Origin of the sequence: Pseudomonas sp. EA_15y_Pfl1_P101 (assembly GCF_963970835.1) — a bacterium.
Lineage (GTDB): Bacteria > Pseudomonadota > Gammaproteobacteria > Pseudomonadales > Pseudomonadaceae > Aquipseudomonas > Aquipseudomonas tritici.
This window is the reverse complement of record NZ_CAXAPA010000012.1, coordinates 107,076-120,541: the sequence shown is the minus strand read 5'-3', so window position 1 is coordinate 120,541 and position 13,466 is coordinate 107,076. Positions and strand designations below refer to the sequence as shown.

10 protein-coding genes are annotated in these 13,466 nt (G+C 59.8%); 4 read left to right on the top strand and 6 right to left on the bottom strand.

Translation table 11 applies throughout. The annotated features are described in order from the left end of the window. Positions 1-2 precede the first annotated feature (2 nt). Complete coding sequence (gene prpF, locus AACY36_RS19640; protein WP_339418831.1) at positions 3-1,193, top strand: 2-methylaconitate cis-trans isomerase PrpF; 1,191 nt, start codon at positions 3-5, stop codon at positions 1,191-1,193. Between the two features lie 124 nt (positions 1,194-1,317). Further along, positions 1,318-2,802 carry a 2-methylcitrate dehydratase gene (gene prpD / locus AACY36_RS19635; RefSeq protein ID WP_339436455.1) on the top strand — a complete coding sequence of 495 codons (1,485 nt, stop codon included), beginning with the start codon at positions 1,318-1,320 and terminating at the stop codon, positions 2,800-2,802. Between the two features lie 75 nt (positions 2,803-2,877). Here the strand turns inward: prpD and AACY36_RS19630 are convergent, their stop codons facing one another. From AACY36_RS19630 to AACY36_RS19610, 5 genes are read right to left on the bottom strand one after another with little or no spacing between them, the layout of a single operon-like run. Next, the gene (locus AACY36_RS19630; RefSeq protein WP_339418828.1) at positions 2,878-3,606 is read right to left on the bottom strand and encodes an alanyl-tRNA editing protein; all 729 of its coding nucleotides are present in this window, start codon (positions 3,604-3,606) and stop codon (positions 2,878-2,880) included. A gap of 2 nt (positions 3,607-3,608) precedes the next feature. After that, entirely contained in the window at positions 3,609-4,601 is a 993-nt protein-coding gene (locus AACY36_RS19625) for a serine O-acetyltransferase (protein ID WP_339418827.1), read from the bottom strand. A 37-nt stretch (positions 4,602-4,638) separates the two neighbouring features. Continuing rightward, the gene (locus AACY36_RS19620; protein WP_339418826.1) at positions 4,639-5,553 is read right to left on the bottom strand and encodes a PLP-dependent cysteine synthase family protein; all 915 of its coding nucleotides are present in this window, start codon (positions 5,551-5,553) and stop codon (positions 4,639-4,641) included. Between the two features lie 15 nt (positions 5,554-5,568). Then, positions 5,569-7,431 (bottom strand): molybdopterin-synthase adenylyltransferase MoeB, encoded by a 1,863-nt coding sequence (gene moeB / locus AACY36_RS19615; protein ID WP_339418824.1) that lies wholly within the window; start codon positions 7,429-7,431, stop codon positions 5,569-5,571. A 38-nt stretch (positions 7,432-7,469) separates the two neighbouring features. After that, positions 7,470-8,363, bottom strand: a complete 894-nt coding sequence (locus AACY36_RS19610; RefSeq protein WP_339497493.1) for a DMT family transporter — start codon at positions 8,361-8,363, stop codon at positions 7,470-7,472. Positions 8,364-8,523: 160 nt separating this feature from the next. Between AACY36_RS19610 and AACY36_RS19605 the strand changes: the two genes are divergently transcribed. Then, positions 8,524-9,948 (top strand): aminotransferase-like domain-containing protein, encoded by a 1,425-nt coding sequence (locus AACY36_RS19605; protein ID WP_339418822.1) that lies wholly within the window; start codon positions 8,524-8,526, stop codon positions 9,946-9,948. A gap of 107 nt (positions 9,949-10,055) precedes the next feature. Here AACY36_RS19605 and ppsR read toward each other — a convergent pair whose 3' ends face one another. Then, on the bottom strand, positions 10,056-10,874 hold the full coding sequence (gene ppsR / locus AACY36_RS19600) for a posphoenolpyruvate synthetase regulatory kinase/phosphorylase PpsR (RefSeq protein WP_027603681.1): 819 nt from the start codon (positions 10,872-10,874) through the stop codon (positions 10,056-10,058). A 178-nt stretch (positions 10,875-11,052) separates the two neighbouring features. Between ppsR and ppsA the strand changes: the two genes are divergently transcribed. After that, complete coding sequence (gene ppsA / locus AACY36_RS19595) at positions 11,053-13,428, top strand: phosphoenolpyruvate synthase (protein WP_339418818.1); 2,376 nt, start codon at positions 11,053-11,055, stop codon at positions 13,426-13,428. Positions 13,429-13,466 lie beyond the last annotated feature (38 nt).

The window sequence follows — 13,466 nt, the reverse complement described above, 5'->3', positions numbered from 1 at the left end:
CCATGGCACACGTAGCGCAAATCAAGATCCCCGCCACCTACATGCGTGGCGGCACCAGCAAGGGTGTATTTTTCAGCCTCCAGGACCTGCCCGAAGCGGCGCAGGTACCGGGCGCTGCGCGGGATGCCCTGTTGCTGCGGGTGATCGGCAGTCCCGATCCCTATGACAAGCAGATCGACGGTATGGGCGGTGCCACGTCGAGCACCAGCAAAACCGTGATCCTGGCCAAAAGCACCCGCGCTGAGCATGACGTGGACTACCTGTTCGGCCAGGTATCCATCGATAAACCCTTCGTCGACTGGAGCGGCAACTGCGGCAACCTGTCGGCGGCAGTCGGCGCCTTCGCCATCAGCGCCGGTTTGGTTGACCCCGCCCGCGTGCCCCGTAACGGCGTGGCCGTGGTGCGCGTGTGGCAGGCGAATATCGGCAAGACCATCATCGCCCACGTGCCGATCACCGACGGCGCTGTGCAGGAAACCGGCGATTTCGAACTGGATGGCGTGACCTTCCCGGCAGCCGAAGTGCAGTTGGAGTTCATGGACCCGGCGGCGGAAGAGGAGGGCGGTGGTGGCTCGATGTTCCCCACTGGCAACCTGGTGGATGACCTGGAAGTACCCGGTGTCGGCACCTTCAAGGCGACGCTGATCAATGCCGGCATCCCGACGATTTTCATCAACGCTGAAGACCTCGGCTACACCGGTACCGAACTGCAAGGCGCAATCAACAGCGATCCGAAAGCGTTGGCCATGTTCGAAACCGTGCGGGCCTACGGCGCGTTGCGCATGGGCCTGATCAAACACCTGGACGAAGCCGCGCAGCGCCAGCACACGCCGAAGCTGGCGTTTGTGGCCAAGCCTGCGGATTACGTGGCCTCCAGCGCAAAGACGATCAAGGCCGACGATGTGGACTTGCTGGTGCGTGCGCTGTCCATGGGCAAGCTGCACCACGCGATGATGGGCACGGCGGCGGTGGCGATTGGCACCGCGGCGGCCATTTCCGGGACCTTGGTCAACCTCGCAGCCGGTGGTATCGAGCGTAACGCCGTGCGGTTTGGGCATCCGTCCGGCACCTTGCGTGTCGGGGCCGAAGCCACTCAAGTGAACGGCGAATGGATTGTTAAGAAAGCCATCATGAGCCGCAGCGCACGGGTGCTGATGGAAGGCTTTGTACGCGTGCCCGGCGACGCGTTCTAACCCCCAACACAGACCCCACAGGGTAAGTAGTGCATTACGCATATAGGCAGGTAACCAGACCGGCCGCAACCCGATCAACCGTGACCCCGAGGACTACCCCCCAACCATTTTTTGGAGCACTGCCATGAGCGCCAACGTCGACCAGAACAACCGCCCCGACTACGACCAGGTCCTGCAGGACATCGCCGACTATGTCCTCAACTACCGGATCGACTCGCAGGACGCATTGGACACCGCCCGCCACTGCTTGATGGACACATTAGGTTGCGGCCTGCTGGCCTTGCGCTTCCCCGAGTGCACCAAGCACCTGGGGCCGATCGTCGAGGGCACGGTGGTGCCGTTTGGCGCGCGGGTGCCGGGGACGTCGTTCCGGCTGGACCCGGTCAAGGCGGCGTGGGACATCGGTTGCATCGTGCGTTGGCTCGACTACAACGACACCTGGCTCGCCGCCGAATGGGGTCACCCTTCGGATAACCTCGGCGGCATCCTCGCCGTCGCCGATCACCTGTCGCAAAAGCGCGTGGCCAATGGCGACGCACCGCTGACAGTTCGCACCGTGCTGGAAGCGATGATCATGGCCCACGAAATCCAGGGCGTGATTGCCCTGGAAAACTCGTTCAACCGCGTCGGCCTAGACCATGTGCTGTTGGTAAAAGTCGCCTCCACGGCCGTCACCGCCAAGCTGATGGGCGCCAACCGGGAGCAGTTGCTTGCGGCGTTGTCCCATGCGTTTGTCGATGGGCAGGCGTTGCGCACTTATCGGCATGCGCCGAACGCCGGGTCGCGCAAATCCTGGGCGGCAGGGGATGCGTCGAGTCGGGGTGTGCGGCTGGCGCATATCGCGTTGCGTGGCGAGATGGGTATTCCCAGCGTATTGAGCGCGCCGCAGTGGGGGTTCTACGACGTGCTGTTCAGCCACACCAACAAGGACCTGATGCTCAAGCCGGAGGACAACCGCGCGTTCAGCCTGTCCCAGCCCTACGGCACTTATGTGATGGAGAACGTGCTGTTCAAGATCAGCTTCCCGGCAGAGTTCCACGCGCAAACGGCCTGTGAAGCGGCGGTGACCTTGCATCCATTGGTAAAAGATCGCCTGCATGAAATCGAGCGTATCGTTATTACCACCCATGAGTCGGCGATTCGCATTATCTCCAAGGTCGGCCAACTGGCGAATGCAGCGGACCGTGACCATTGCCTGCAATACATGACTGCGGTGCCGCTGGCCTTCGGCAATCTGGTGGCCGAGCAGTACGAAGATGAATTCCACGCCGCGCATCCAATTATCGATCAGTTGCGGGAAAAAATGGTCATTGTCGAAAACCCGCGCTACAGCCGTGAATACCTGGAGGCCGACAAGCGTTCCATCGCCAACGCCGTTCAGGTGTTCTTCACGGATGGCAGCAGCACTGAGCAGGTGGCGGTTGAGTACCCGATTGGGCATCGCCGGCGCCGAGTGGATGGCATTCCCTTGCTGGAAGACAAGTTCAAGGCCAACCTGGCTACGCGGTTTACTGCACAGCGCTGTGGCGAGATTGTTGCGTTGTGCAAGGACCAGGCGCGGCTTGAGGCGATGCCCGTGAATCGGTTCGTGGACCTGTTCGTGATCTGATTGGCACTACGTATTCATCGGTGGAAACCCTATCAATGATCTTTATTGTCAGTGCTATCAAGTCAGGGCCAGAGGTCATTCGAACCGTAAAATAACTCGGCGGTTGTGCTTGCTCTTCTTCTCGATCTTCTCGCAAAACACCCGGCCGATTTCTTCGGTGTTGGTCACATGCGTGCCCCCACACGGCTGGATATCGATACCGGCAATTTCAATCACCCGGACCGAGCCCTGAATCACCGGTGGAGCCACCGCCTGGGTGCGGGTGATCTGCAGCAAGGTGGCGTACTCCGAGGCCGGCATCGACAGGGTCTTCACCGCGTGAGCCTGTTCAATCAGCGCATTGAGGTCGCGGGTGATGGTGTCTTTATCGAGGGTCATTTCCGGCAGGTCGAAATCCAGGCGCCCCTTGTCCGCGCTGATGCTGCATCCCGTTACCGGTGCGTTGATGATCGAGCACAACAGGTGCAGGCAGGTGTGCATTTTCATGTGCTGGTAACGGCGATCCCAATCGAGTCCGGCGTCCACCTGCACCCCGGCGACCAGTTGCTCGGGGCAGTATTCCACCTGATGCCAGATGATCGAGCGCAGCACCGGGTCGCGCACCGTGCCCGTCACTTCGACCCGCGTACCGTCCGCCAGCGTGAGGTGGCCGGCGTCGCCTGGCTGCCCGCCACCCGTGGGATAGAACAGCGTGTGCTCCAGGGCAATGCCGTGTTCGCTGACGGCAATCACCCGTGCGCTGAAAGCATTCTGGTAGGGCGCGCTGTCGAACAGCGCCAGGGTTTCCATGGTGTGCACAGACATGTTCAACCTCGCACGATCAGTGGGCTGGCTTGCAGCAGGGAACGCACCATTGCACTCAAGCCAGGAGGTGAGAGCAGGGTGATTTCAAATTCGGGGCCGCAGACCTTCAGGTTCAGTGGCAAGCGCGGCAATGGGTTGCCCGACTCCACCCGGTGCAACCGGAACTGCAGGTGGTGACGCTCTTTTACCGTGGGCTCCAGCATCAGGCCCTGCAAGGGGTGAAAGTCGGCGTCCAGCACCGTCACCTTGTGGCTGGCATTGATCTCGCCAACCACATGTAACCGCTCATCCAGGGCGAAGGCGCCGAGGTAGTTGCTGTGGTCCGACTCATCGTTCTTTTGCAGTTGGATCTGGTTCACCACCTTCACTTTGGTGCCAGCGGGAACGTCCTGCGTGATCACGCAGGATGGGCTGATAAATACGTTGTCGCCGATCAGTACATAGCCCAGCACGCGGGCGCCGGAGCCGACTTCGACGTTATTGCCCAGGCGCGGGTGGCGCTTGCCGTCGGGGTTGTTGGCGATGCCACGGGCGCCCAGGGTGACGCCGCAGAGGATGTAGCAGTCGTTGCCAATCTCGCAGGTTTCGCCGATCACCGTGCCGTAGCCGTGGTCCAGCACGAAGCGTCGGCCGATCCGCGCTGCCGGGTGAATCTCGGCGCCGGAGAGCACTTTGCCCTGGTTACTGAGCTTGAGCGCGATGCGGGAAAACATCCCGTTGGTCTGGTCGGGAAAGTTCCACACCAAGTGCGCCAGCCGGTAATACAGCACCGCCTTGAACGAAGCGTAGGACTCCAGGATCAGCTCGCCACGCCCACGTGATGCCGGATCGCGGTAGGCGTAGGCGATCAGGTCCTCGGCCACTGCCTGGGCGGCATTCTGGATCAACGGTGCCAGGTGCGGTTCCAGCTGTTTCATTTGCACGGGTGTGAGGGTCTTGATGAGGTGAGTGATCAACTCATCGTGCAACTGTTGCATGTCGATAAAGCCGCCCATAGAGGCACCCCCGCGTTCTGGATGGTTGGAAAACCGATTATTCGAAACTCGGCAGGTAGCTGTCGGCATTGTCGTAGACCATGGTCAACACCACCGTTTCGGGCGGCAGTTCGGGGGCAAGCTTGGCGATGGCCACCATGCTGGCGGCGGAAGACAGGCCCAGGCTGATGGCGTCGGTGCGCATGATGCGTTTCATCATGTCGATGCATTCCTGGCGCGAGACCTTGAGCATGCCGTCGATCACGCTCAGGTTGAGGATGCTTGGTATCAGGCCAATCGACAGGCCCTGGATGTGGTGCGGCGCGTGCTGGTTTTTCAGCAGGTCACATTCTTCCGGTTCCACGCCCATGACGCGAAGGGCTGGCCAGGCAGCTTTCAGGGTTTCGCCGATGCCGGTGATATGCCCACCGGTGCCTATGCCGCTGACGAAATAGTCTGCGCGTTGCTCGCCAAAGGCGCGGAGGATTTCTGGTGCAGTGGTGTCGCGATGAGTCTGTGGGTTAGCGCCGTTGCGCTGCTGGTTGAGCATCACATAGCTGGGGTTTTCCAGCTGCAGCTCCATGCACTTTTCGCCGTGGGAGTTGTTACCCAGGCGACTGTCCGACAGCACCACCTTGGCTCCGTACAAACGCAGCAACTTCTGTTTTTCGGGGCTGTAGTTGTCGGGGATCACCAGCACTACTTTGTAGCCCAGCACATTGCCGGCCATTACCAGGCCAATGCCGGTATTGCCGCCGCTGGGCTCGATGATGGTTTGCCCGGAGTCGCGGATCAGCACACCCCGGCGCTCGGCGTCGAGGATCATGCCCAACGCGATGCGCGCCTTGTGGCTGCCGCCCGGGTTTAGGGATTCCAGCTTGGCGTAGACCTCGACGCCGAGGTCTTCGGAAAACTGCGCCAGGCGCACGATTGGCGTATGGCCGATCACGTCGAGAATGGAGTTATGCAACATCAGTCAGCCCCCGGCTCAGTACAAAGGCATGTCGGGTTCGACGTCGCGAACCCAGTGTTTCATGCCGCCTTGCAGGACTTTGGTGTTAGCGAAGCCGGCTGCCAGCAAGGTACTGGCGGCTTGTTCGGCCCGGGTTCCGGCGTAGCAGATCAAATAGTGGGTGTTGTCCCGACTGAGGCTGTCGAGGTGCCCGTCCAGTTCGGCGAGGGGGATATGCACCACGCCCGGCAATTTGCACACTTCCAGTTCGCTGGCGTCACGCACGTCCACCAGTACGTCGGCGCTGCGCGGGTGGTCGAGCAGTTGCTTGAGCACGCGGGGCTTGATATAGCGCTCTTCGGCCAGTGAAGGCTTGTTCGGCACTGCGTCGGCGCAGACCGTTGGAGTGTGGGCCTGGCTGTGGCGCAGTTCCGAGCAGCACGGGCAATCAGCGCGGCGCTTGAAGCGGATCTCGCTGAACTTCATCGCCAGCGCATCAAAACGCATCAAGCGCCCGGACAAAGGCTCGCCAATGCCGATCAATAGCTTGATGGCCTCGGTCGCCTGGATCATCCCAACCACGCCGGGCAGTACGCCGATCACGCCCCCGGCGCTGCAATTGGGGGCCAGTTCGGCCGGCGGCGCGCTGGGAAACAGGCAGCGGTAGCACGGGCCGCCTTTGTAGTTGAGCACGCTGATCTGCCCGTCGAAGCGGTAGATGGCGCCGTACACCAAGGGCTTGCCGAGTTGCACGCAGGCGTCGTTGACCAAATAGCGGGTGTCGAAATTGTCGGTGCCGTCGATCACCAGGTCGTAGGCGCCCACCAGTTCCAGGGCGTTGTCGGCATTCAGGGCGGTGTCGTGGGCATTGATCTGGATATGACTGTTGAGGTCTTGCAGGCGCTGCTTGGCGGATTCGACCTTTGGCATACCCAATGTGCTGTTGCCGTGGACGATCTGGCGTTGCAGGTTGCTGCTTTCCACCACATCGAAGTCCACCAGCCCCAGGGTGCCGATGCCGGCGGCTGCCAGGTACAGACTGATCGGCGAACCCAGGCCACCGGTGCCGATGATCAGCACCTTGGCTTTCTTGAGGTTCAACTGACCTCCGCGACCGACACCCGGTAGGGTGATGTGGCGCACATAGCGCTGTACTTCCTCGTTGCTCAAAGCGTCGACGTCGATGCCGCCCGACGTGGCGAGCAGTACTTCGATTCTGGCTTTTTCAGGCAGCCGTTCATCGGCACCAATCAGCTCCTCCTCAGCGGTAAACAGGAAGTGTTCCTTGAGCTGGTTGTTCTTCTCGTGAAACAGGTGCGGACGCAATAGCGGGTGGCTGCCGCAGAGGTTTTCAATGACTTCGCGCAATGTCGATCCGGTGCCCTTGAGGGTCGATTCCGGCAGCTTGGCCACGCGAACCAGAATGTCAGGGAAAGAGACAGCGTTCATGGACAACTCCGTGTGCAGGTCGTTGAAAGGTTTAAGGGCGAAATGCTTGCCATCCCAGGCAAACAGCTTGGAGCCCAGGGCCTGGCCCTGGCGAACGTCTACCACCAGGTAGCTGGCGGGGTAGATCGGCTCGCCCATGAACAGCGCCTTGTCCTGGTCTTCGTCGCTGAAATAGGCACCCACATCCGGATGGGAGTGGTAGATCACCACCACCGGGTTGTCGCTACGAAACGCCTTGTTCATCAGCAGGGTGTCGGCCACCGAAAACGTGTAGCCATTGGCGGCGCTGCGCGGGTACATCTCGGGGTTCTTGCGGTGCAGCTCATTTTGGATATTGCTGCCCAGGTACACGCTGCCGTCGGCGAAGACAAAACCACAGCATTCCTCGGGGTAGCTGCGGCTGGCGTGGGCGTAAATCTGTTCCAGGGCTTTTGGGCGGAGTACGTCCATGTTTCTCTCGCGTTGCTCATGTTGATGGGAAAGGAGGGTCAATTTTTCTTGGCCATGAGTTTCTCGATGGGCAATTTGGTAATCGCAAAGCCGGCCAGCAGAATGGCCGAATACAGCATCAGGTCGCGGGAAATCGCCAAGCCTTCGTACCAGGCGCCGATGATCACCGCGAACACCGGAAAGATGATGAACACGAACGACAGGATGATCGGGCTCAAGCGCTTGAGCAGCATGAAGTACACGATGAACCCACCCACTGAAGCCACCAGCCCCAGGTAGAACAGGGCACTCCAGGAGCGCAGGGTGATGTCTTCGAATGTCGGTGTTTCAAACCACAGCCCGGCGACGAACAGCATCATCCCGGCAATGCCGATGGGCAGAGTGTTGTAGGTGATAACGCTGATGGCGCTGCCTTTTTGCTTGGTAATCACGTAGCACAAGGCATGCATGATTGCGGCGGTCAGGATCGCCAGAACGCCAAAGAACTCCGCGTGGTCCAGGTGCAGGCCCTGGCTCTTGATGATCATGTAGAGGCTGCCGAAGCCGATACCGATGCCGACCACCTGGGAAAAGTAGATACGTTCGCGCAGGAACAGCGCGGAGAAAATCAGGATGAATACCGGCATGCAGCTGAATAACAAAGCGGTGAGGCCGGACGAGACATGCATCTCGCCGTAGTTGAGCAGGTAGTAGGGCACGCTGAAGTAGGACAAGGTCACGAACACGAAGAACCAGTGGCTCTCACGGGGAAACAGGATCGGCTCGCGACGCACCATGGCAAAACACAGGAACAGCGGGAAGGCGATGAGGAAGCGCAAACCGGCGGAGGTCAGTGGCGGAACGCTCTCCACGGCAATCTTGATCCCCAGCCAGGTTGTGCCCCAGCTCAGGCACACGATCAGGAACATCACGCTGGTGACCAAGCCGGCCAACCACTGTTTTTGGGGTTTTGTCTTGGCAGTGTTTTCGAGAACGGCGGACATTGGCATCGTTTATTGCTTCCCTGAGCCGGAATTGAACTCTATATTGAGCGTGTAATGAGTTGTAAAATTCGGCGATTGAACCCGTAAAAGCACACTATTAGGGCGAAAGATGGCTGTCAAAACAAATATTGACATGGTGTCAATTATGCGTGAGGGGTTGTCCAGCGGGCAGGGCGTGAAGTACAAGCGCCTGTCCGATGTCATGGAGCGGGGCATCCTCGAAGGCTTGATTGAGCCGGGACGAAAACTGCCGCCCCATCGGGTGCTTTCCGACAATCTTGGCGTCACCATCGGCACTATCAGCCGCGCTTACGGCGAGCTGGAACGTCTGGGGTTGGTTGTCGCGCGGGTCGGTGACGGCACGTTCGTGCGCAAGCGTGGGATGGAGCGCCAGCGCGATGAAGGTTTTCGCAACTTCAGCGAAGAGCCGCGCCAGTTTTTCGACATGAGCCGCAACATGCACATCCCAGGGCAGGAAACGCTGTTTCTGGCCCAGAGCTTCCAAACCCTGTCGACCAATGCCAAGTTTCTCCAAGATATCAGTGCCTACACCCCGGACGCCGGCCTGCCGCGCTACCGCGAAGCCGGTGCGCAGTGGCTGGTGCAGCGTGATTTTCATCCGATCCCCGAGCAAGTCATCTGCGTCAACGGCGGCCAGCATGGCTTGCTGTGCTCGCTGATGGCGCTGTTGCGGGCCGGCGATACGGTGGTCACCGAACAGCTGACTTACCCCGGTTTGATCACCGCCGCGCGCATGCTGGGTATCCGGTTGATCGGCCTGGAAATGGATGAAGAAGGTGTGCTGCCGAGCGCGCTGGATGAAGTCTGTCGTAATCACCGGGTCTCAGCGCTGTATTGCACGCCGACCATCCAGAACCCGACCACCGCGGTGCTCTCGGTGGCGCGTCGCGAAGCCTTGGTCAGGGTGTGTCGGGAACACAACCTGCTGATTCTTGAGGATGAAGCCCACGGTGTGCTGGTCGAAGACCGACCACCGCCCCTCAGCTATTTCGCCCCCGAGCGTACGATTTTGATCAGTAGTCTGAGCAAGGCGGTGTCGGCCGGGCTACGTGTGGGCTATGTGCATGCGCCGCCGGCGTTGGTCAGCCGTATTTCGGCGGCGCTGCGTTCGACCTGCTGGATGGCCACGCCTGTCACCCTTGAGTTGGCCACCCAGTGGATCGAAAACGGCACGGCGCAATACCTGTTGCGCCAGCAGATCAATGAGATCAGCCGCCGTAAGGCGCTGGTACGTGATCTTCTGGCGGGCCTGGAATACCGCACCCACCTCAACAGCCCGCATTTCTGGATTGAAGTACCGGAGCCGTGGCGGGCGTCGGAAATCGAGGCGGAGCTCAGGCAGAACAACTACTTGATTGCTACGGCCGAGGCGTTTGCCGTGGGGCAGACGGCGGTGCCGCAATTTATTCGGGCGAGTATCTGTAATACGTCGGGGGATGATCAGTTGTTGCGGGCGGGGTTTGATGCGTTGGCCACCGCGCTGGGGCAGGGGGGAGGAAGGTTTCAGCTATAAGCTATAAGCTATAAGCCACAAGCCACAAGCCACAAGCCACAAGCCACAAGCTGCAAGACTAGAAGAGCTGATTGGTTCTTTCTTGTAGCTTGTAGCTTGCAACTGCTTCACTTGAACCTGCGCTCCACACCTTTCTCCACCAGAATCTTCGCCGAAATCTCTTCCACCGAAAAATGCGTGGAATTGATATGCGCAATATTTTCGCGCCGGAACAGATTTTCTACCTCGCGCACCTCGAACTCGCACTGGGCATAGCTAGAGTAGCGGCTATTAGGCTTGCGCTCATTGCGGATCGCAGTCAGGCGGTCCGGATCGATTGTCAGGCCAAACAGCTTATGCGAATGCGCCCGCAGGGCGGCCGGCAGCGTCAGGTGCTCCATGTCATCTTCGGTCAGCGGGTAGTTGGCCGCACGAATGCCGAATTGCATAGCCATGTACAGACAGGTCGGGGTCTTGCCGCAGCGCGACACGCCCACCAGGATCAGGTCGGCTTTATCGTAATAGTGAGTGCGGGCGCCGTCATCGTTGTCGAGGGCGAAGTTGACGGCCTCGATACGCTCCATATAGTTGGAGTTATGACCAATGGAATGGGACTTTCCTACTGAATAGGAGGAGTGTTCACTCAACTCCTGCTCCAGTGGCGCCAGGAACGTCGAGAAGATGTCGATCATGAAACCATTGGAGGTTGCGAGTATCTCACGGATGTCTTGATTGACGATGGTGTCAAAAATGATCGGCCGAAAGCCGTCTTTTTCAGCTGCCAGATTGATTTGTTGTACCATGGCCCGCGCTTTATCCACGCTGTCGATATAGGGCCGCGTGAATTTGGCGAAGGTATTGTTTTCGAACTGCGCGAGCAGGCTTTGACCCAATGTTTCGGCTGTGATGCCGGTGCCGTCGGAGATAAAGAAAGCAGATCGTTTCATTTGAGCCCTGGGCCTTAAGCTGATGGCGAATCTTGGATATGATAGGCGCGATTTTGCCGTCCCGCAGTGGGCCGCATTCTCACTTATTTTCCAGGTCCAGGCCACAAGCGCTGGCGAATGCTCCTACTGAGCTGCCGGCGTCCTGAGCTTTTCCAACACAGTTAGTGGAGAGATCACCTTGGTAGAGTACGTAGTTTCCCTCGATAAGCTCGGCGTCCATGATGTAGAGCACGTGGGGGGCAAGAACGCATCCCTCGGCGAGATGATCAGTAATCTTGCAGGCGCTGGTGTGTCGGTGCCTGGTGGTTTCGCCACCACGGCCCAGGCTTACCGGGATTTCCTCGAACTGAGCGGCCTCAACGCTCAGATCCACGCCGCGCTGGACGCTCTGGACGTCGATGACGTCAACGCCCTGTCCAAGACCGGCGCCCAGATCCGCCAGTGGATCATGGACGCCGAGTTCCCTGAGAAGCTCAACGAAGAAATCCGCGTCGCCTTCGCTGCCCTGTCGGCTGGCAACCCGGACATGGCCGTCGCCGTGCGCTCGTCGGCCACCGCCGAAGACCTGCCAGACGCCTCCTTTGCCGGCCAGCAAGAGACCTTCCTGAACATCCGCGGCGTGGAAAACGTGATCCGCGCGGCCAAGGAAGTGTTCGCCTCGCTGTTCAATGATCGCGCGATTTCCTACCGTGTGCACCAAGGTTTCGACCACAAGCTGGTGGCCTTGTCCGCCGGTGTACAGCGTATGGTGCGTTCGGAAACCGGCACCGCCGGCGTGATGTTCACCCTCGATACCGAATCGGGCTTCCGTGACGTGGTGTTCATCACCGGCGCCTACGGCCTGGGCGAAACCGTTGTACAGGGCGCGGTCAACCCAGACGAATTCTACGTACACAAGCACACCCTTGAAGCCGGCCGTCCGGCCATCTTGCGCCGCAACCTGGGCAGCAAGGCCATCAAGATGATCTACGGCGACGAGGCCAAGGCCGGTCGCTCGGTTAAAACCGTTGATGTCGACAAGGCCGAGCGCGCGCGTTTCTGCCTGACCGACGCTGAAGTCAGCGAATTGGCTAAACAAGCGATGATCATCGAAAAGCACTACAAGTGCCCGATGGACATCGAGTGGGCCAAAGACGGTGACGACGGCAAGCTTTACATCGTGCAGGCCCGTCCGGAAACCGTGAAGAGCCGCACTTCGGCCAATGTCATGGAACGCTACCTGCTGAAAGAAACCGGTACTGTTCTGGTGGAAGGCCGTGCCATCGGCCAGCGCATCGGCGCCGGCAAGGTGCGGATCATCAAGGACGTGTCCGAAATGGACAAAGTCCAGCCAGGTGACGTACTGGTTTCCGACATGACCGACCCGGACTGGGAACCGGTGATGAAACGCGCCAGCGCCATCGTCACCAACCGGGGCGGGCGTACCTGCCACGCGGCGATCATCGCCCGTGAGCTGGGCATTCCTGCGGTAGTGGGTTGCGGTAACGCCACCCAACTGCTCAAGGACGGCCAGGGCGTGACGGTTTCCTGCGCCGAAGGTGACACCGGCTTTATCTTTGAAGGCGAACTGGGCTTCGATATCAAGCAGAACTCCATCGACGCCATGCCCGACCTGCCGTTCAAGATCATGATGAACGTCGGCAACCCGGACCGTGCCTTTGACTTCGCGCAGTTGCCGAACGCCGGTGTTGGCCTGGCCCGCCTGGAGTTCATCATCAACCGCATGATCGGCGTGCACCCCAAGGCCCTGTTGAACTATGACGGCCTGCCGCTGGATATTAAAGAAAGCGTCGACAAGCGCATCGCTGGCTATAACGATCCGGTGGGCTTCTACGTCGAGAAGCTGGTGGAAGGCATCAGCACCCTGGCGGCGGCGTTCTACCCGAAAAAGGTCATCGTGCGCCTGTCGGACTTCAAGTCCAACGAGTACGCCAACCTGATCGGCGGAAAACTCTACGAGCCGGAAGAAGAAAACCCGATGCTGGGTTTCCGTGGCGCCTCGCGTTACATCAGCGAAGCGTTCCGTGACTGCTTCGAACTCGAATGCCGCGCCCTCAAGCGCGTGCGCAACGAGATGGGCCTGACCAACGTCGAGATCATGGTGCCGTTTGTGCGCACCCTGGGCGAAGCGAGCCAAGTGGTTGACCTGCTGGCGGAAAACGGCCTGTCCCGTGGCGAAAACGGCCTGCGCATCATCATGATGTGCGAACTGCCGTCCAACGCCATCCTGGCTGAAGAGTTCCTGGAATTCTTCGACGGTTTCTCCATCGGCTCCAACGACCTGACCCAGCTGACCCTGGGCCTGGATCGCGACTCCGGGATCATCGCTCACCTGTTCGACGAGCGTAACCCTGCCGTCAAGAAGCTGTTGGCCAATGCTATCCAGGCTTGTAACAAGGCCGGCAAGTACATCGGTATCTGCGGCCAAGGCCCTTCCGATCACCCGGACCTGGCCAAATGGCTGATGGAGCAGGGCATCGAAAGTGTCTCGCTGAACCCTGATTCCGTGCTGGAAACCTGGTTCTTCCTGGCGGAAGGCCAAGCGTCGGCCTAAGGTCGTCACGTCAAAAGTGCCGGTCACCCGCTGAGGGT

Excerpts from the sequence above, each read along its gene's own strand:
- prpF (WP_339418831.1), top strand. The coding sequence starts at position 3 with ATGGCACACGTAGCGCAAATCAAGATCCCCGCCACCTACATGCGTGGC.
- prpD (WP_339436455.1), top strand. The coding sequence starts at position 1,318 with ATGAGCGCCAACGTCGACCAGAACAACCGCCCCGACTACGACCAGGTC.
- AACY36_RS19630 (WP_339418828.1), bottom strand. The coding sequence starts at position 3,606 with ATGTCTGTGCACACCATGGAAACCCTGGCGCTGTTCGACAGCGCGCCC.
- AACY36_RS19625 (WP_339418827.1), bottom strand. The coding sequence starts at position 4,601 with ATGGGCGGCTTTATCGACATGCAACAGTTGCACGATGAGTTGATCACT.
- AACY36_RS19620 (WP_339418826.1), bottom strand. The coding sequence starts at position 5,553 with ATGTTGCATAACTCCATTCTCGACGTGATCGGCCATACGCCAATCGTG.
- moeB (WP_339418824.1), bottom strand. The coding sequence starts at position 7,431 with ATGGACGTACTCCGCCCAAAAGCCCTGGAACAGATTTACGCCCACGCC.
- AACY36_RS19605 (WP_339418822.1), top strand. The coding sequence starts at position 8,524 with ATGGCTGTCAAAACAAATATTGACATGGTGTCAATTATGCGTGAGGGG.
- ppsR (WP_027603681.1), bottom strand. The coding sequence starts at position 10,874 with ATGAAACGATCTGCTTTCTTTATCTCCGACGGCACCGGCATCACAGCC.